Consider the following 18,057-nt stretch of genomic DNA (forward strand, 5'->3'; position numbering starts at 1 on the left):
CGCTCGTGATCGAAAACCATCCGCACCGCACGATCGCGGACCTCCGGCGCAAACTTGTTCGTCGTCTTGCTCATACAGGCTCCACCTTCTCAGGAGTTGGAGCCTCCGGCAAACCCGGCGCGGTTCACTTATATCGAGTCCCGGAAATTTGCACGATCTTTGGACCAGGAGTGAAAAGTTCTTTAGAAATTATCTAGTCGGACATTATTGATTTAGATTCTTTGCCGTGTTTTCCTCAGAAAACCATGCTCGTTTGGTCGAGGCCGGAACGGCGACAGCGACCGGTATCGCCGGCCTGCGCGGCAGCCGAGCCTCTCATCTACTGTGCTGAAAAAGGGACTGCGCGCTCGGGGGAAATCCAGACGACGTTGGTGAAGTTCGGCCGCCACATCGAAGGCGGCGATCTGCCCAGAACTTCATCGCGTGGTCAGGACGAGCAAGTGGGAAACCTCCTATAAACGTGCCCCACTCATTATTCCTCACTTAATATCTTTCTTCGGTTTCAGGTCTTCCGCGCGTAGTCTTCGCGAGAAGGACGACGCATGCACAAGGACAGGAACGCCGACGTCACCAATGAAACCGGGCGGCTCTGGCAAGAACTCGACCGGCGCTACCGCTCCGTCCTGTTCGGCTATTTTCTAAAGCGAGTGTATGACCGTGGCGAAGCCGAGGATCTGACGCAGGAGGTCTTCGCGCGCTTAACCCGTCATCCTGACAAGCCGCAAGGCAAAGCAGCCGACGCTTACATCTTCGTGATCGCGTCGAATCTTCTTAAGGATCGTGCCCGGGCGCAGGTGTCGCGTAGAGCCAGCGCCCATCGAAGCTGGGAAAATGCCTTTGAGAACGCGATCAATACACCGAGCCTCGTCGAGGATCGGCATCCAGAGCGCGTTCTCATCGGGCGTGAAACGCTGGATCAAGTTTTGTTGGCACTAGGAGAACTCAGTGAGCGCACGCGCGATGTTTTCATCCTTTCGCGGCTTGAGAACATGCGCCACCGCGATATTGCGGCCTTACATGGGATTTCTGTGAGTGCGGTGGAAAAGCACGTCATGAAAGGTATGGCGCACCTTGGCGCGAGGTTCCTGCGCCCATGAGCAGCTTTTCTGAACTTTCTCCTGAAGATAGGTTCCGGCTCGAGGCAGCGGCCGAGTGGCAGCTGCGCGTCAGTAATGACCCCGCCTTGGAACGCTCATTGGTGTTTCTGGAGTGGATGAGTGACGAGCAAAATCGGCGAGCCTTTCATGCTGTCGAAGATGGTCATGGAGCGTTGGTCGAAATCGGAGCGTCGCCCGAATTGCTGGAGATGCGTCGCGCTGCGTTGCAGCGACCGCATCACGTGGGCTTCGGTCACTGGCGACCGAGGCGCTGGGTCGCGCGCGCGGCGGCAGCACTACTCGTCATTGCCCTGCTGGGCAGCGGTGTCTTGTACACTATCCGACAAAGGGCTGGCGTCTATGAAACGGATGTCGGGGAACGGCGTGTCGCCGCATTGCCCGATGGCTCAAGGATTTCGCTGGATTCCGACACAGAGGTAAGGGTTCGCTACAGCGACAATGCCCGCGTGCTGGAGCTCGACCGAGGTCGTGCCCGCTTCGATGTCGCGCATGACGTGGCCCGACCGTTTGCCGTGACTGCCGGAACCGAAACCGTGGTTGCGGTCGGGACGTCATTCAACGTCGAGAAGGTCAGAGGGAAGGTGCTCGTGACGTTGATCCGGGGCCATGTCGTCATCAAGGATGCGGAATCGCGGGACCCGGGGCTAGGCGGGAAGGTGAGGGGACCGTTATCGCTGGCGGCTGGCCAGGAGATGATCGCGTCGCCGAATAGCGCGCCGGTGATAGAGGCCGTCAATCTGCAAACTGCGACGGCCTGGGAATCGGGCCATCTCATTTTCAGGAACGAGACATTGGCGGGGGCCGTTGCGCGCATAAACCGCTATACCGAGCGGCCCGTGATTGTTGATCCGTCAGTTGCCTCGCTGAGGATCAGCGGCGTCTTTAACGCCGGCGACGTCGGTTCCTTCGTCAGCGCGGTGACTAACTATTTCCCGGTCCAGGCTACGACGACCGCTGACAATGACATCATGTTGCAGCGCAGTTCGTGACGCCATAGCGACAGTGATGCGAAATATTTTTGAGCGGCGAATTGAGGATTTTCGCTACGCTCCGTTCTTGCCTTCATGGGAACGCTGCCCGGATTGGGGAGCGCCTTGATGAAGGGGGCATCACATGATCGGAAATCGGCGCTGGGGCGCATTGTTGCTGACGTCCGCGTTCGTCGGAGCGGCGTTCTTCGGCACTGTCGACGAGGCATATGCCAAGGATCCGACCTACCAGTTCGACATTCCGGCGGAGTCGCTCGGTCAGGCTCTTACGGATTTCTCGCAAATCTCGTCGCAACAGATCATCTATTCCGAAGACCTGGTGCGGGGCCGCAGGGTCTCGGGGCTTCACGGTCGGTATTCGGTGCAAGAGGCGCTCAAGGCGCTGATTTCGGGCACGGGCCTCAAGGTGGAAATCGATTCCTCCGGCGTATTGATGGTGCGCGCCTCAACGGATCAGACCTCCGTCAGTGACGAGTCTGTCGCTCCGAACGACGCCGAAACGATCGTCGTTACCGGTACTCATATCCGCGGCGCTGAGGTGGCCTCGCCCGTCGTCACGATCACGCAGCAGCAAATCCGACAGGGTGGCTTCAACAATCTCGGCGAGGTTGCCCGGTCAATACCGGAAAACTTTTCCGGAGGGCAGAATCCCGGTGTCGGGGCAGGCGGCGGCTCGATCACCAACCAGAATATTTCGAGCGGCTCCGCCTTCAACCTTCGCGGACTGGGGCCTGGCGCGACGCTGACGCTGTTGAACGGCCAACGCATGTCCTATGAGGGCCCGTTCGAGGCGGTCGACATATCTGCGATCCCCGTGGCGGCGATCGATCGCGTTGAGGTGCTGCTCGACGGAGCGTCGGCCGTATACGGTTCCGACGCCGTAGCCGGCGTCGCCAATGTGATGCTAAGGCGCGATTATGACGGCGTAGGGCTGTCGGCTCGCGTCGGAACAGCGACGGACGGGGGCTACGAGCAGTCGGACTTTTCCGCAGTCGGCGGAAAGGTCTGGCAATCTGGCGGCCTCCTGATTGCGGGCGACATTTTACACAACACTGCGATTTCGGCTTCGCAGCGAGATTTTCTCGACACGATCCCCGAAAGCACACAGATCTACCCATCGATTACCCAGAAAAGCGTCGTTTTGACGGGGCACCAGAAAATCGGGCCGTCGACGACATTCTCGATCGACGCGCTGTTTTCAGATAGAGATGCTCGCCAGGAGTTGGTTTCTACCTATGACGTTATCCAGCTGACTGGCGCCCGAGCGTGGCACATCGCTCCCCGCCTAGCTATCGACATATCGAAGGATTGGCAGCTAAACCTCAACGCCGACTTCAATCGCGATACGACAAACTATAAAAACGATTACTACAGTCTCACGACCGGCGAACGCACCCTCTTCTATCAGGAGCAAAGCGTCAACGACAGCCAGGCTGTCGGCGTGGATGCCGAAGGGTCGCTGTTCAAGCTCCCGGGCGGCGAGGTGCGAACGTCGTTCGGCATCGGATGGCGAAGAGGCAATTTGCGTGAAGTTGTGGCCGGCAGCCAACCCGGGGACGTTTCTGGTCATAACACCAGCTATTCCGCTTATGTCGAGACTAGGTTGCCATTCATTGCTGAAGCGCAGCATATCCCTTTCGTTTCGTGTCTCTCCATCGATGGTGCGGTTCGCTACGAACATTATGACAACTTCGGAGAAACGGTCACACCGAAGCTGGGCGTTATCTGGGGTCTGGTTCCCGGGCTCGAAGTGAAAGCAAGCTGGGGCAGAAGCTTCAAGGCGCCCGCCCTGCTTCAGCAATATCAAGCCTCGGTTTTGTATTATCTGCCATCAGCGTCGTTTGGCGGTGCCCCTGCCGGCCGCACAATCATGCTGCAGTGGGGCGGCAATCGTGATCTGAAGCCGGAACGCGCGAAGACCTTCACCGCCGGTTTCGGCATCACGCCGGATATGGTGCCGGGGCTAGCGCTTGATCTGAGCTGGTCCGATGTCCGCTACACTGACCGTGCCGTCCAAGCCGTCTCCGATTATACCGCCGCTCTGGTGGACCCGGCAGCGCAGCAATTCGTGACGAATGCGCCAACGACCGCTGAGCAGGATGCTGCCTTCGCCGCGGCAGGCTCTCCTGTTGGAAGCTTCTTTTTAAACGAAGGCAACCCAGACTATTCACCTCGGCCATATGATCCTTCCGAAGTCTACGCGATCGTCGACAATCGCTACATCAACGCCGCCGCGGATCACGTCTCTACAATCGATCTCTCTGGACGGTACGTTAGCCGGTTTCTCGGCGGGCATCTGACGATCAACGGCAACGCCGCATGGTTCCTCAAAGGTACGCGCAAAGTCACCAGCCTAGCGCCCAAAACGGCAATTACCGGCGTGGTTTTCTTCGCGCCGAAATTCAGGGGAAGGATGGCTGCGAGCTGGTCGCAGCGGGGGCTGACGATTTCATCGGCTGTGAACCAGATTGGCGGGGTCACCAACAATCTCGTCACGCCCGCAACGGATGGGTCTTCTATGACCACGATCGACCTGGTCGGCAATTACGATTTTGGGGCCGGTATATTGAGGGGCGTTTCCCTCAATCTCGCCTTCAGCAATATTTTCGATGTGTCACCGCCATATATGAAGGCACTGACCGTTTACAGGCCGACATATGATTCCACAAATTACTCGGGAATCGGACGCACAGTGAACCTCACCATCTCGATGACGCTCTGATTTCATCAAGTGATAATCGGGAAGGGGGGCTGAAATGATTAAGCTCAACAAGGTCACGCGTCTGGCGGTATCGGCTCTGGCATTGTCTGTGTCATCGGCAGCCGTAGCCACCGCCGGCAGGTCGGTTCATGGTGACCGCCACAAGGTCACATTCGATGACATGGTCAAGATTCCCTATAACGCGATCACGACGATCGACCTTTCCGGGGACGGGAAACATGTCGCAGAGGACTATAACCGGAAGATCAGGATCATCGATGCCACGTCGGGGAAAGTCGTAAACGATATCGGCGAAGGAGTTCTTCCATTATGGTCGCCGAACGGAAAATATCTCGCACTCTATTCGATCCGTAACGGCACCATGCAACTATGGGCTTGGCGGCTCGGCGCCCCTTCCGCATGGCAACTGACGTCCTTTCCTCACGGCGTCGATCCTGATCCGCTCACCCGTGTATCCGGATTTCCGCTTGAAGCTTTTCGTTTCGATTGGTCCCCGGATAGCTCGAAGATCGTCTTTGCATCACGCGAGTCCTATGCGGTTCGGCGTGCTGAAAATGAGCCGATGGTGCTGGATGGCACGTCATCAATCGACTCTGTTCTTTCCGGGGTATTCACGAGACCGGGCATTGCCGAAGGAGGCGTCGTCGAATCGAGCGACGGCTGGCGCTTCGACGTCCGCAAACCCGATCTCACGAGGAAGCTCGTTAACCGACTTCACATCGTCGATGTGGCCTCCGGCAAGGAGCACACGGTTGAAAGCGGCCCGGGAGCTTTCTTCCATCCGGTCTTCTCGCCGGATGGTAATATGATCGCCTATGCCTCGATTGCCGAGAACACGAAGATCGTGACCGCGAAAAGCGGCGAAATTCGTCTGCTGGACCTCCGTAGCGGTCGCGAAACCGTACTCGCGAGCGGGCTAGATCTAAAATTCCAGCCGCGGTGGTCACCCGATGGCAAGCGTCTGGCATTCCTCGTCGGCAATTACGGTGCCAAGCCGACCATACGCATCGTCGACGCGCGGACCGGGCATCAACTCAAAGATTACGCTCTCGGAATATTTCTACAAAATTATCAGTGGACTGACGACGGCAATGGGCTGTTGCTGTCCTATGTCGTTGATCATGTCAAAACGCTCGGTCGATTGTCATTTGGGAAGGATGCGCCCAAACCACTCTATTCGCATATCGGGTATTTCTGGTCGCGAGCAGGAGACGGCTCGCTTGCTTGGCTTGAACCGCGGCCAAACTCCGAAGAAATGGCCGCTGACTCCGAGATATTTTTGGGATCGGTTCGCGGAAAAGCTCGAAGAAAGCTGGCCTCACTGGCGCCACCCCCCAAGCATGATCTCGAGCTTGGGCGCATTCAGACCATCAGCTATCGGACCGCGGCTGGCTTCGACCTGAACGGAGCGCTCCTTTATCCGCCGGATTACGTTCCGGGTCGGCGGTACCCGCTCATTGTCGATGCTTATCCGCAGTACAGCGGGGCGGGTTGGATGTTTCCGATGTATGGCAATCAAGCCTGGGCCGCGGCGGGATATATGGTGTTCAAGCCGTATCAAGCGCGCGCGCCGCATGTGTGGGTGAATTGCACCGGCGCGGCCGACTATTGTGCGGCAAGCAAGGGGCCGAAGGGCTGGGACACGATGAAGGACGACGTGATGAGTGGCGTCGATGAACTAGTCCGGCGCGGCCTCGTCGATCCCGGTCGCATGTGCGTTTACGGGCATAGCAACGGCGGCGGCGTTGCCGACTATCTCATCACGCAAACGCCTCGCTTCAAATGCGCGGTGATTGTCGCGCCGGTTATCCCAAATTGGACGGGCGAGCCGTTGCTCTACGGGGAGTGGGGCATGTTGTCGCAATGGGCGGGGGTCTCGCCGCTCGACGACGCCGACGCGTGGGTAAGGCTTTCGGCGGTCTTTCGTGCCAAAAACGTCACGACTCCGGTGCTGCTCGCGGACGGAGACGATGACGGCAGTTTTCTGCTCGGCACGATCGAAATGTATCAGGCGCTTCGGTATGCGGGAAAGAAGGTGACACTTCTAAGATATCCAAACCAAGGTCATGTCTTCGAGGGCGCCGGACTTCGCGATCTCTACAATCGTGAGATGGCCTTCTTTGCAAAATATCTTAGACCCGATGAAGACGCTTCGACGCAGGCTCAGTGAAGGTTACGAATTCCATGACCGGCGCAAACGACGGGCGAGATCAACTCGGTGCCATTGTCGCTGACTCCTTAAGCGGTTTAGAGACGACCGGCCGGATGCGCCGCGATTCATCGCCGAGCGGATCGGGGCGCTGGCGTTGGCAGGTGATTTGGAAGGGATCGAGCGCTGGAAGGAAATCGCCGCTCAACTGGATCTGCTTCGAGACGGCCATCCGCAATGAAGCGCCCCACAGTCCTCGACATTGAAGCCTCGATCGTCACTGTTCTTGCCGTTACGGCGTTCGTGTCAGCGCTTTGGTCGTTTCTGTGAAATCCGACCCGCTGAGCACCGGCGAGCCTGTAATTTGCGCCATGGCCAGGGCTGCGCGCTCGAGGCCGATGCCTACGTCGGACAATGCCACGGCCTCGGCGCTTCCGCGAGGACTGTGAACCCATAGGTCGTCTGCCTCACGCAAGGCATCCCTGACCGCCTCCTGAAGCTGAACGAATCGATCGAACATGGCGCGCCGCTTTATCGGCATTGTTCATGCGTGGCATGCCCTCGCTTGAACCAAACGGGAGCCGTTTGATCCGATATGGATGTAATTCCTCCGACGGCGATCTTCGGAAGTAGCAATGGTTTTGGCGTGAGCTTGGCGAAGGTCCGCGCTACTAGTCCCATTATGGGTCGAAATAAGGGGGGCACGCTGTCGCGCCGACAGCGGCAATGCATCGAAGGCGTCGCCGATCATCTCGATTCGGCGCAGATCGGGGAACGTCTTGGCATCTCGCCGCACACGGTCGATGGGCACATCGCGGCCGCCGTCGCTGCTTTGGGCGCGCGCAGCCGTCGCGATGCGGTCCGCATCTGGGAAGAAGGCAAGACGGCTACCGCCGGTGAAAAACTGACCGGTGATTTTCCTCCGGTCGACTTCCCAACCTCGCCGCCGCCAACTGAACACGGCTCGAAGGTTCGGGAAATTCCCACACCGACGAGCTTCCACGAGCCACTGGCTCAGTTTGACCGGCGGGGGGGAAACGGTGAACGACGGCACAGAACGCTTCGTGTAGTCGCAATAGTAGCCGGCCTTGCTGCCGCGCTTGCGATCCTGTTGCTCGCAGCGCCGCAATTGGGCCGGGATGCTCAGTCGCTCGCGAATCTCATCCAGCCATATCAGCAACGACAATAACCCGCAGGTCTCCGCCTGCGGGCTGGAGACTGCTCATGTTCAATAAATATCGTCATATCGTCGAGGCTCGCAAATCGCTCGGGAGCGATGTTGCGTCCGCGTTCCTCCCTGCGGAAGCAGCGATCATCACCGCGGCGGCCCAGCTATCGGTGTGTTCGGGGACATTGATCGAGCGGCATTCCGCCGCGTCCTTGAAACCCTCGACGGGGACGTCGGTAATCGACCTGGTCGCCGAGAGCGCCCGCCTCGCGATCGCCAGCCGAGCCAAGATGCTCGAAGCTCACGAGCAACTGTCGAAGCTGACCGAGGAGCTCGGCTTTATCGAATATGTGCCCGAATGCCCGCCCAATGAGGCAGCCCTGCAGGAACCGCTGCGGGTGGTTGCCTGATATTCCTGACAACGGTTGACCGGGCACGCCATCGGTGGTCCGGTCGACCACATGCCGAATTGGACGATCTTCTATGTCTGGATGTTTTGGCCGGCTCTGCTGCTCGCCGTCGGGACCGCGATGAAATGGGGCGGCCCGGCGGAGAAATCGGCAGGAATTGCCTATCTATGCGCTGCCGTCACGGAGACGTTGGTCCGGGCACCGTTGTCGCATGCGTATCGCACGGTCGATGTCGGTGTGGCGAGCGTGGATCTAGGGCTTCTGATCGTCCTGATTGTGTTCCTCGTCCGATACGAAAGGAGATGGCTCTACGCAGCGTCGGCGTTGCAGTTTGTCGTCGTCACGGCGCACATAGCCAAGCTGGCGGTGCCAGGCATGTCCCGGCTTGCCTACGCGATCATGACGGGCAGTGGTGGCTATCCGTCTCTTCTGTTGCTCGCGGTCGGAACCGCGACCTTCGCGCTTCACCCATCGAAAAGGCGCCCGTACACTCACTGAGCTACGGCCGATGGCGGGCCAGGTTAGTATTGCGGGGATGCGGTCCGTGCGCAACGCGCTGATAGCCACAGCGGCGCCCAATGCCGACCGGCCCGAAGTCGGCAGCGTGCGAGCCGATCTCCTCCATCTCGAATGGATCCTGGGCACCACTGCAACGCCGACGCGCACCGCTGCAATCTTGCTCGAAGAATTCGGCGCGTTTCCCGCAATATTCGGTGCCGGAAACGCGCAGCATTTGCGCGTCACGAGAGATTTGGATGCAGTCCGCCACCTTGCGTCGTTCCACCGGGCCGCCACCCACCTCGCCCGTGGCCGGATAGCTGATCGCCCACTACTCAATGCATGGCAGCCGTTGATCGATTACCTCAGAGCAGACCTTGCCCAGCGCCAGGTCGAATGCGTGCGAGTCCTCTACCTCAATACCCGCCATTACCTGATCAAGGACCAGTTGATGTGGACCGGGACGATCGACGAGTGCAGCTTCCATGTCCGCCAGGTGATCGCGAGAGCACTGGAGCTCGAGGCGGCATCGATGATCCTGGTCCACAACCACCCAGGCGGCGACCCCACTCCAAGCCGTGCCGACATCGACGTCACGCGGGCGATCATTCAGGCCGGTAAACCGCTCGGGATCGCTGTGCACGATCATATCATCGTGAGCCCCGTGGCGCATTCGAGCATGCGCTCGGCTGGCTTGATTTGAGATAGGCGATCCATCCATTCCGGTGCGAGTCTTGCTGGCGGGATACCGGACAATCTGACCTAGTCCGCAAATGGGTCTCTTACCTCCCGAAACCCGAAAACTCGTAGAGGCGCTGGTGCCACCCGGCGCCGGCGCCGATTTGTTGGCGACCAGGCATGCGGGGCTCGCACAAATCGAGCCGATGACCATACGAGGAGAGCGCTGGTTGGATGCAATGGCCCCGGACGAATCTAGCTGGGATGGTGCCGCCCTGATTGTCGAGCTCCGCTATTTTCCGGCCATTGCGGATGCTGCGATCGATGCGGGACTAGCTTTTGAGCGTGCGGCGTTGCCGAACTGATTGCTGGCTGCCCTCACACGGGGGAAGCTCGACCGCTGTCGGCTATAGCCAGGTCTGCCCCCGCCGTGGTGCGAGCGCGTCCCGCGATAGCTCTGCGAGAAGCTATAGGTGCCGTCGCGGCATTTCGCTGTCGCCCCGACCGGAGGCCGATTGGCTCGCACGGGCCGACAGACTTCGTTGCCTCGGCTGTTGGTATAGGTCCCTGCGGAACAGGTCGCCGGCGCCGGGTGTCTGGATTGCCCGCCGGCGCTGATCGGCGTGGCTAACAGACCCAGCAGTCCAGCCGCTAATAGCATCGCTCGCATAGATGGCCGCCAATCGCGATAGTCGGCCGATCACGCCTATCGTCAACACGTGCAGACTTTATGAACACGATGTCATTTGCCGATCGAAGCGAAGCGGTGCAGCATCGAACCGCTGAACATGAGCAGGAGATCAACGATGCTTCGTTCGATCGCTTTCGCCGCCGCCGTTCTCACGATGGCCACGACCCCGAGCTTCGCCGCCACCCATTGCCGCGACGCACATGGCAAGTTCATCAAATGCGCCGAGAAGAAGCCCGCCAAGCCGGTTCGCTGCAAGGATACGAAGGGCAAGTTTGCCAAATGTGGCGCCCCAGGTGCCAAGCCCGCGTAATCGATAGCTTTGGAAGTCCAGATGGGGCGGTCACAGACCGCCCCCTTTCGCATTTCAGCTATCTGGATGCCGCTCCGAAAGCGCATGAGGCGACTTGCCGGCCGCCTTTCCGCTACCCACCCTATTCCAGCTATCCGGTCGGGCTGAGGATGTCCATGAACGAAGGGCGGCTGCCAGCGATCCGTTTTGCGGTCCAGTACGACGGCTATGTTGGCGCTTGCGGTCAGAGCTGAAATTCGGTCTGAACTGCGGCTTGTCTGAATTCTGGAAGCTGAGCCGGGAAAGCGACTCGCGGACTGCCGTACCGGAAAACTGCTTGGCCCCGAACTCCGACCTAAACTTTTCCATTCATAATCGCGGCTGGCCCCTTGGCGGTGAGCTGCCGTGCGAGGGCGACCTTGCGGCGAGCCGACGATTTGATGCTTTCACCGGCGCCGGGCCAATCGGCGGAAGCGCTTTGCGCGCCGCGAAGCGAAGCAGCGATCCGGGGTAGGCTCGCACCATCGGCCAAAGCGTCGGCTACGCGAAGCGCCTCGACGAGGCGTGCCAACCTTGGATCGGAGCGGGGCGGTCGGCGGCCCGGGTCGCGAATACCGATGAGCCGCAGCAGGCGATCAAGCCCCGATAGCCTGGACGGGATCATAGTTGTGCAATCCAGGTGCACCCGTAGCGTAACCGGGCCAGCGAGAACTGTTCCCGATATAACATCCAAACGTAGCGTGCTGCCCGGCGTTCTAATGACGACATGCTCATGGCCGCGCCGATCGACCGCAACCGAATGGGGCTGGCGGGACAGGTCGAAGAATCCGTCGCCGGCAGCGCAGGCGGACACCGTCAGAACAGTCGGATCGACGGCAGCGCTCCAAATGACGCGCGCGTGATCGAAGGGTCGGTTTGGGTCTTCCGCGAAAGTACAGCCCCCAGCGAGCGACGAACGCATCCGGCGCAGCCACGGGGAGAATGCTCTTGGCCGCTCGCGCTGCCCAAGGGTAATCGGGATCGCGCCGAAGGACTTCCCAGGCGAGCGCCGATCGACCGGCTGCACGCAGGCCCTGATAGGCCTTTGCGCTCTGCCAATCGGCGGTCATGGTGACGCAGGTCTCGACAAATTGTCGTTGCGCGAAATCTCCATCGTGCCGCTCCCCATCAATGATCGAGAACGACAGACTGGTCGCGAGGCAGACTTGGAGGCACCCCCCTCAAGGGGGGGACCAACCGCCAGCAGCAGAGTTAGCTCCAGCAGTCGCGCTCAGGCAGATTGCTCCACGGCTCGTGTCAGCGCGCGAAGCCGATCCGAACAAACCGCTTGAACAGCCTGGCCGAGTTCTTCGATCCGAGCAGCGAGCCAGGTCAGTTCGTCAGCGCTGATCCGATAATGCTTCGAATAGCGCGCCTTGACGTACGCTTCCTTGAGCTTCTCGAACCGCGCCCGGTCGGCCCGCGTCGCGCGAGGCCAGATGTGGACGAGCCGCGGATCGAGCTTATCGGCCTGGCTGCGCAGGAAGGCGATGTTGTGAACGTGGGGCGTGTAAAAGGTGCAGACCAGCAGCAGGCAATGGTAAAGGCTCTCAACGACCTGATGCTGCAGGAACGCGGATTCCTTGAGGAATTCCTTCCGAAGTGCGTCGTTTGCCAGTTCAAACTTTCGCATCGCCGCAGGAAACCATTCATCGAAATATTCCTGCGCCAGTTCGAGCGCCTGCTGCGGCGTCTTTGGCCGAGGGCTGTGGAGCGGCTTGTCGTCGGCCTGGTAAAGCGCGACGCCGTCGCGGGCGATGTCGATGAAGAAGAACCTGCCGTGGGCAAGCGCGTCGTTCACTTCCTGCAGCGTGTGGACGATGAAATTTACAGGCGTCCGTATCGTCCTGGTGATCGTCATCTCGCGGATCAGCCGCTCCTCGGCGCGATGCCAGTAGGTCGCGCGGTCGGTCAACTCGGCCTGGTTGACGATGATCAGCAGGTCGTAGTCGGACTGGTAGCCTTTGGCAGTATGCGGCTCGTCGACCCAGCCGCCGCGGGCATAGCTGCCGAACAGGATGATCTTGAGAATGCGCCCGGCCTTGCGCTTGCCGGTGGCGAGACCGTTGGCGTCGCCGAATTCCTCGAACAGGATTTCGACGACACGCTCGAGTTCGCGCTGCTTGGCCGCTGGCAGGTGATCGAGATCGGTTCGCATGATACTCGAACCTAGCTGTCGAGCGGACCCGATGTCACGCCGATATCGTCGCTCGCCAGCCGGTAGAGCGCGGTCGCGAGTTCACGCTCGACGACCGCGACCGACAGGTCGAGCCGCACGCCAATCTCGCCGAACGACAGGCCGTCGCGCGCGCTCAGCAGATAGACCGACCGCGCCGGCTCGGGGAGCCGCGCGCAGGCCGCGCGAAGGCGCGCGCCTGGATCGGTGTGGAGGGCCGACGCCCGCCGGCGGATGCCGAGCGAGAACCCGGCATGGCGAAAGAGAGTGGCGAGAAAGCGCATGAATTCGGCTCCGGTGAGGATCGGACGATCCCGATCGAGGCCGGTCCGCCGATGGCGGGCCGAGCGTCGACGACGCACCGGCGCTTCAGCGCCGGGGAACCCGCCGCGCAGGGCTGGCGCGGGCCGCATGGCCGGAGGCCATGCAACCCGGGCCCTGGCGGCGGCGGGTTGTGTCGTCGCGCAACCGCCATAGGACCAGGCACGAACGGAATCGTCCTGCACCGCGACCGATCGACGGTCGCCCATCGTCATGATCGAGCCACTCCGGCACTTGTTCGCGTTGTCGCCACGCTTGCGCAGGTCCAACAGCTTGCGCGCACTGCGGGGCGCGGCACATGTGCGCCGGTCCCGTTCAGTCGAGAGTGGCGAGGACGGGTGAATGAGCGACCCGGATACGATCAGCGAGCGCGTCTACGCGCAGCTCAAGGAAGATGTCGCAAGCGGAGTCCTGAGCATCCATGTCCGGCTCGACTTCGCCGAACTGGCGTCCCGCTATGATGTCAGCACCACGCCGGTGCGCGAAGCAGCGATGCGGCTGCTCGGCGAGGGGTTGCTCGACCTGCATCCGAAGGGCGGTCTGCGACCGGCGCCGGTCGGCGAAGCCGACCTGATCGCGCTCATCGACCTGCATGAGCGGTTGACCGCCCTGGCGCTTCGCTGGACTCGCGGCGCCGACCTCGACATGTCTCCGGAAGGCGCGCCCGGCTCCGCTGATCGGCCGCGACAGGTCTTCTCCGCGCTGGCACGAGCGACCGGGAATGCAGAATTCGTCCGCGTGATGGCCCGGCTCGATGATCGGCTCGATCGCTATCGCCGCCTCGAGGCGCAATTGCTTCCCGACTCGGCGGACGAACTGGCGGCGATCGAGCGCGCCGCCGCCTCACTCGCGCTGCTCGGCCGATTGCTGCGCCGCTATCACAGGCGCCGTCGCTCGATTGCGTCGCGGGTCGTTCTCCTGGCCCTGTCGGCCGACGGGGCCGCCGCCGAATGAGCCCAGAATGCGACATATCCTGGAGGTGCCCGGTCGAAGACGACGGATCACCGCTTGTCCATCCAACAGCACCAAGATGCAGGTTACTGTTTGCGTTGTCATATTCTTACGACTTGGTGCCAGTCTGGTACTTATTGTTTTCGGCTGATGCCGCCGGGTGTGTTTGATCTGTCCATGGCGGCACATTGCCGCCTTGCAGCATCGGGGAAGTTGCGATGGGACAATTCGAAGAGGTGCAGCGGTTCGTCAGCGCAGCGGCGCGCTGTCGGTTTCCGTCCGAGCTCAAAGACCTGCTGAGCGATCACGCCTGCCGGCTCGGGTTCGACTATTTCGCGCTCGTCCATCACGTCGACCTGCACGATCATGACGGCGAGGCGATCGCCTTGTGGTCGTATCCGGCGGCCTGGGTCGACGAATATCTCGAGGATCGCATGGCGACGAGCGACCCGGTTCACCTCGCCAGTCACCGCATCAACGTCGGCTTCACCTGGGACCAGATCGCGCGGCTCATCACGGTGACGCCCGCTCATCGACGGGTGCGCGAGCGCACGCGTCGCGCCGGGATCGAGGACGGGTTCACCGTGCCGGCGAACATTCCCGGCGAGGCCAACGGCTCGTGCAGCTTCGCGGTCGCGACCGGGCATGCACTGCCGGCCGCGTCCTTGCCCGCCGCCCAGCTGTCGGGCGCCTATGCCTTCCATGCCGCGCGCCGCCTGGGGCGCAAGCGCGCCCGACACCCCGAGCCGCCGCCCCGCCTCTCGCCGCGCCAGCTCGATTGCATCGTCTTCGCCGGGCGGGGCTACAGCGACCGCGAAACGGCTGTCGCGCTCGGCATCGCCGAGGATACGGTCACCGAATATCTCGACGAGGCGCGCCATCGCTATGGGGTCAGCCGCCGCACCCCGCTCGTCCTGCGTGTCGTTTACGACGGGCAGATCGCGCTCAGCGACGTCCTGATGCTCCCTCCCCCCTAAAGGGGGGAAGCACGGCGCCCGCCGATATGGTCGACCAGCAGTCTCACGCAAAGGAGACGGCAATGGTCACCCTCATCAACCGCTATAATCGCGATCGGCACACCCAGGTGCTGGCGGCGATGCACGCGGCGCGCAAACGCGTGTTCGTCGACCTGCTCGGCTGGCCGATACCGCATGACGGCACCTACGAGCGCGATGCGTTCGACGACGACGAGGCGGTCTATCTGGTGGTGCGCGATCCCGCCACCGGCACCCATCTCGCCTCGGCGCGCCTGCTCAGGACCGATCGCCCACATATTCTCGGCAGTCTCTTTCCGCAGCTGTGCGAGGGCGACGTGCCGCGTGGTCCCGATGTCCGCGAGATCACCCGCTTCTGCCTGGCTGCCGGGATCGGCCGTACCGCGCGGCTCGCGGCACGCAAGCAACTGGTCCGGTCGTTCGTCGAATATGCGCTGATGGCGGGTATCCGCTCGTACACCGGCGTCGCCGAAATGGGATGGCTGAGCCAGATCCTCGCTGCCGGCTGGGACGTCCGCCCGCTCGGCCTGCCGCAGACGGTCGGCGGCTGCCTGCTCGGCGCGCTCGAAATCCGCATCACCTCGCAGACGCTGCACCAGCTCGCCCCCGACTGGGCTTTCGAGCCGACAATGATGCGCGTGGTCGAGTTCGACCTCCCGCTCGCCGCCTGAACCAGGAGAAGCACGATGACGATCCATGACGTGTCGACCGGCGCACTCGATGTCCTGGCGCTGTCGGAAAGGCTGCGCGACGAGGGATATCTCATCCTCGAAAACGCCGTTGGCGGTTGGGCGCTCGAACGCGCCCGCGACGACCTGGCGCCGTGCTTCGCGCAGGCGCCGTTCTGCGACGGCCTGTTCTACGGACACACCACCAAGCGCTTCGGGCGACTGCTGAGCCGGTTGCGCGATCCCGACGTCTTCGCCCTTCATCCGGTGATCATGGCGCTGGTGCAGTCGGCCCTTGGCGATGCGTCGGTCCAGCTCAACCTGACCCAGGCGATCGAGATCCATCCCGGCGCGCCGGTCCAGACGCCGCACCGCGATCACGACATGTGGCGCTGCGCGAAGACGCCGCCCGTGACCTACATGGTCAACGTGATGTGGGCGCTCGACGGATTCACCGCGGACAATGGTGCGACCCGGGTCTGGCCGCGCAGCAATCACGGCGACTGGAACGAGATGCTGCCGCGCGAGGTCGACGCGCGTTCGGCGGTCGCGCCGGCGGGCTCGGCGATCGTGTTCCTGGGACAGACGCTGCATTCGGGGGGCGCCAACCGCTCGGCGAAGCCGCGCCGCGGGATGATCTTCAGCTATTGCCACGACTGGCTGCTGCCCGACGAGAATCCGTGGCTCGCCTATCCGCCGTCGGTGGCCCGAACCTTCAGCCCGGCGCTGGCCGATCTGGTCGGCTATCGCCAGCGGTTCGCCGGCCTCAACAATTTCGAAGGGCGCAGTCCGGCCGAACTGCTGCGCGGCGACCTGCCCGAATTCTTCCGGTTCGCCGACGACATGAGCCCCGAACAGCAGGCGCTGATCGAGCAATATCATGCCTCTCTCGACGGCCTGGCGGCCGCCTGATCGGTGAACGACCTGGCGCCCGGAGGATCGCACCTGCGCGGACGCGCGATTGTACTCGGCTGAGAGGCAATGGCGCCCGGCGGCCCCTTGCAAAGCGGGACCGATCCGCCGGACAGCGTCTTCGTCGATGAGGCTCGGTTCGCGCGGCTGCTCCTCCAGCAGCGGCGTCGGCGCGAACAGGCGCTGGGCGCCGAGCATTTCGCCGATCCGGTCTGGGACATGATGCTCGACCTGTTCGTCGCCCGGGTAGCGGGTGAAGACGTCGCCATGTCCAGCCTGGTGATCGGCGCGAACGTGCCACAGAGCACCGCGCTGCGGCGGATACGCATGCTCGTCCGGCAGGGCGGATTCATCGCACGCGCCGACCCGCATGACGGCAGGCGGACCTTCATTGCGCTGTCGGACGCCCTGTTCGAAGCGCTCGCGGCACTGCTGCGCGCGTGGCGCGACGCGGCCGCCCTGATGCTGGGCGGCGACTGATGCTGCCGCCCGCCTGCCAAGCCCGATTGCACGCCGCCCCCGCGATCCGCTAGAAGCGGCATCGCGCTCCTTCGTTGGGGGAGCGTGGGGCGTGGAAACCCCAAGACAAGAGTCGGAGCTTCGAGCGACCGGGTGGCGGACGTGTATGTCCAGGGCCCCCGGCCTAAAGGCGTTCGCGCCTTTGCTTGTCTTAGGTTTCCAACACCCGGTTCAGCGCCGACGCGGATTTCGTCCGTGTCGCCGGCTGGCCGGGCGCTGGGAGGTCGAGATGACGACAGCCGACACGATATTGTTCGAACAATTCGCCGATGCGCTGAATCGCGAACTCGCCGCGAGCGGCGCGACGCTGCGCGTCGCCCGCCGTGCCGCCCGGTCGCGCGACTGGATGATCCTGCAGGATGCCGACGGGCACGACCTCGGACCGATCCCCGACCATGCCGACGCCGCCACGATCACGGCATTCGAAGCGATGATCCTGTCCCGGAAGCGCGCCCAATAGCCGGCCGTTCGACGAGCTGGCGACCCGGGCTCCGTCCGGCCCGGCACCGGGTGCGACATGGCCGAATATTTGGTGCCGGATATGCCGCGTATCGGCTTTGTGATCGGCGCGGTTCGGCAAAGGATCGTCGGTGTCGCAATCGAGCGGCAGTAAACCAGGAGCAAGAACGATGAAGCGCAACGATGTTGACCGCAAGGTCGTCGATCTCGGCAAGGCCAGCCGTGAAACCAGGGGTGGCCATGTCGGCTCCCCCGAAGGGATCGGCCTGCTGCCGACCTTCGGACTGAGCCGGGACTGAGGCTCG

Annotated in this window: 24 protein-coding genes and 1 pseudogene; 18 read left to right on the forward strand and 7 right to left on the reverse strand. The window is 62.1% G+C overall.

The genetic code is table 11. The features are described 5' to 3' along the window. The 6 genes from K7G81_RS13585 to K7G81_RS18125 form a co-directional block, all read left to right on the forward strand. A partial coding sequence (locus tag K7G81_RS13585) for a hypothetical protein (protein WP_223031360.1) occupies positions 1-197 on the forward strand: 197 nt, incomplete at its 5' end. 345 nt (positions 198-542) lie between these two features. Next, positions 543-1,097, forward strand: coding sequence for an RNA polymerase sigma factor (locus K7G81_RS13590; protein WP_223031361.1), 555 nt, complete (start codon positions 543-545; stop codon positions 1,095-1,097). Further along, positions 1,094-2,107: a FecR family protein gene (locus K7G81_RS13595; RefSeq protein WP_223031362.1), complete on the forward strand. Its 1,014-nt coding sequence runs from the start codon at positions 1,094-1,096 to the stop codon at positions 2,105-2,107. Before K7G81_RS13590 ends, K7G81_RS13595 begins: the two co-directional genes overlap by 4 nt. Positions 2,108-2,231: 124 nt before the next feature. Next, on the forward strand, positions 2,232-4,829 hold the full coding sequence (locus tag K7G81_RS13600; RefSeq protein ID WP_223031363.1) for a TonB-dependent receptor: 2,598 nt from the start codon (positions 2,232-2,234) through the stop codon (positions 4,827-4,829). A gap of 34 nt (positions 4,830-4,863) precedes the next feature. Next, positions 4,864-6,999 (forward strand): S9 family peptidase, encoded by a 2,136-nt coding sequence (locus K7G81_RS13605; protein WP_223031364.1) that lies wholly within the window; start codon positions 4,864-4,866, stop codon positions 6,997-6,999. A 109-nt stretch (positions 7,000-7,108) separates the two neighbouring features. After that, entirely contained in the window at positions 7,109-7,219 is a 111-nt protein-coding gene (locus K7G81_RS18125; RefSeq protein WP_439649556.1) for a hypothetical protein, read from the forward strand. Between the two features lie 51 nt (positions 7,220-7,270). Here K7G81_RS18125 and K7G81_RS13610 read toward each other — a convergent pair whose 3' ends face one another. Beyond that, positions 7,271-7,498, reverse strand: coding sequence for a hypothetical protein (locus tag K7G81_RS13610; RefSeq protein ID WP_223031365.1), 228 nt, complete (start codon positions 7,496-7,498; stop codon positions 7,271-7,273). A 162-nt stretch (positions 7,499-7,660) separates the two neighbouring features. On the opposite strand from K7G81_RS13610, the gene K7G81_RS18050 reads away from it, so the two are divergent. The 5 genes from K7G81_RS18050 (at position 7,661) to K7G81_RS13635 (ending at position 10,097) form a co-directional block, all read left to right on the forward strand. Beyond that, positions 7,661-8,167, forward strand: coding sequence for a LuxR C-terminal-related transcriptional regulator (locus K7G81_RS18050; protein WP_369412120.1), 507 nt, complete (start codon positions 7,661-7,663; stop codon positions 8,165-8,167). Positions 8,168-8,202: 35 nt separating this feature from the next. Next, positions 8,203-8,556, forward strand: a complete 354-nt coding sequence (locus K7G81_RS13620; protein ID WP_223031367.1) for a hypothetical protein — start codon at positions 8,203-8,205, stop codon at positions 8,554-8,556. Positions 8,557-8,607: 51 nt separating this feature from the next. Then, the gene (locus K7G81_RS13625) at positions 8,608-9,054 is read left to right on the forward strand and encodes a hypothetical protein (RefSeq protein ID WP_223031368.1); all 447 of its coding nucleotides are present in this window, start codon (positions 8,608-8,610) and stop codon (positions 9,052-9,054) included. 46 nt (positions 9,055-9,100) lie between these two features. Beyond that, positions 9,101-9,757, forward strand: coding sequence for a JAB domain-containing protein (locus K7G81_RS13630; RefSeq protein ID WP_369412113.1), 657 nt, complete (start codon positions 9,101-9,103; stop codon positions 9,755-9,757). Between the two features lie 115 nt (positions 9,758-9,872). Next, entirely contained in the window at positions 9,873-10,097 is a 225-nt protein-coding gene (locus K7G81_RS13635) for a hypothetical protein (RefSeq protein ID WP_223031594.1), read from the forward strand. Here K7G81_RS13635 and K7G81_RS18055 read toward each other — a convergent pair. The 6 genes and pseudogenes from K7G81_RS18055 to K7G81_RS13665 form a co-directional block, all read right to left on the reverse strand. Continuing rightward, positions 10,025-10,402, reverse strand: a complete 378-nt coding sequence (locus tag K7G81_RS18055) for a DUF3761 domain-containing protein (RefSeq protein ID WP_223031370.1) — start codon at positions 10,400-10,402, stop codon at positions 10,025-10,027. The two genes, K7G81_RS13635 and K7G81_RS18055, sit on opposite strands and share 73 nt — an antisense overlap. A gap of 72 nt (positions 10,403-10,474) precedes the next feature. Next, complete coding sequence (locus tag K7G81_RS13645; protein ID WP_223031371.1) at positions 10,475-10,663, reverse strand: hypothetical protein; 189 nt, start codon at positions 10,661-10,663, stop codon at positions 10,475-10,477. A gap of 404 nt (positions 10,664-11,067) precedes the next feature. Continuing rightward, positions 11,068-11,673: a DNA -binding domain-containing protein gene (locus K7G81_RS17845; protein ID WP_255587066.1), complete on the reverse strand. Its 606-nt coding sequence runs from the start codon at positions 11,671-11,673 to the stop codon at positions 11,068-11,070. Positions 11,674-11,698: 25 nt separating this feature from the next. Next, positions 11,699-11,821 (reverse strand): annotated as a pseudogene (locus K7G81_RS18060) (transcriptional regulator domain-containing protein); the annotation flags it as partial. A 161-nt stretch (positions 11,822-11,982) separates the two neighbouring features. After that, entirely contained in the window at positions 11,983-12,909 is a 927-nt protein-coding gene (locus K7G81_RS13660) for a nucleotidyltransferase and HEPN domain-containing protein (RefSeq protein ID WP_223031374.1), read from the reverse strand. 11 nt (positions 12,910-12,920) lie between these two features. Continuing rightward, complete coding sequence (locus tag K7G81_RS13665; protein ID WP_223031375.1) at positions 12,921-13,517, reverse strand: sigma factor-like helix-turn-helix DNA-binding protein; 597 nt, start codon at positions 13,515-13,517, stop codon at positions 12,921-12,923. A 73-nt stretch (positions 13,518-13,590) separates the two neighbouring features. On the opposite strand from K7G81_RS13665, the gene K7G81_RS13670 reads away from it, so the two are divergent. The 7 genes from K7G81_RS13670 (at position 13,591) to K7G81_RS13700 (ending at position 18,051) form a co-directional block, all read left to right on the forward strand. Continuing rightward, positions 13,591-14,202, forward strand: a complete 612-nt coding sequence (locus K7G81_RS13670) for a GntR family transcriptional regulator (protein WP_223031376.1) — start codon at positions 13,591-13,593, stop codon at positions 14,200-14,202. A 215-nt stretch (positions 14,203-14,417) separates the two neighbouring features. Further along, complete coding sequence (locus K7G81_RS13675) at positions 14,418-15,176, forward strand: LuxR family transcriptional regulator (protein ID WP_223031377.1); 759 nt, start codon at positions 14,418-14,420, stop codon at positions 15,174-15,176. Between the two features lie 62 nt (positions 15,177-15,238). Continuing rightward, positions 15,239-15,865 (forward strand): acyl-homoserine-lactone synthase, encoded by a 627-nt coding sequence (locus K7G81_RS13680; RefSeq protein ID WP_223031378.1) that lies wholly within the window; start codon positions 15,239-15,241, stop codon positions 15,863-15,865. A gap of 15 nt (positions 15,866-15,880) precedes the next feature. After that, entirely contained in the window at positions 15,881-16,774 is an 894-nt protein-coding gene (locus tag K7G81_RS13685) for a phytanoyl-CoA dioxygenase family protein (protein WP_223031379.1), read from the forward strand. Positions 16,775-16,843: 69 nt separating this feature from the next. After that, a complete protein-coding gene (locus K7G81_RS13690; protein ID WP_223031380.1) occupies positions 16,844-17,254 on the forward strand; it encodes a helix-turn-helix domain-containing protein in 411 nt (136 codons plus the stop codon). A gap of 268 nt (positions 17,255-17,522) precedes the next feature. Beyond that, entirely contained in the window at positions 17,523-17,753 is a 231-nt protein-coding gene (locus tag K7G81_RS13695) for a hypothetical protein (protein WP_223031381.1), read from the forward strand. 169 nt (positions 17,754-17,922) lie between these two features. Further along, positions 17,923-18,051 carry a benenodin family lasso peptide gene (locus K7G81_RS13700; RefSeq protein ID WP_223031382.1) on the forward strand — a complete coding sequence of 43 codons (129 nt, stop codon included), beginning with the start codon at positions 17,923-17,925 and terminating at the stop codon, positions 18,049-18,051. Positions 18,052-18,057: the final 6 nt, after the last annotated feature.

The sequence above is a fragment of the Hephaestia mangrovi genome (assembly GCF_019880555.1).
Taxonomy (GTDB): Bacteria; Pseudomonadota; Alphaproteobacteria; order Sphingomonadales; family Sphingomonadaceae; genus Sphingomonas; species Sphingomonas mangrovi.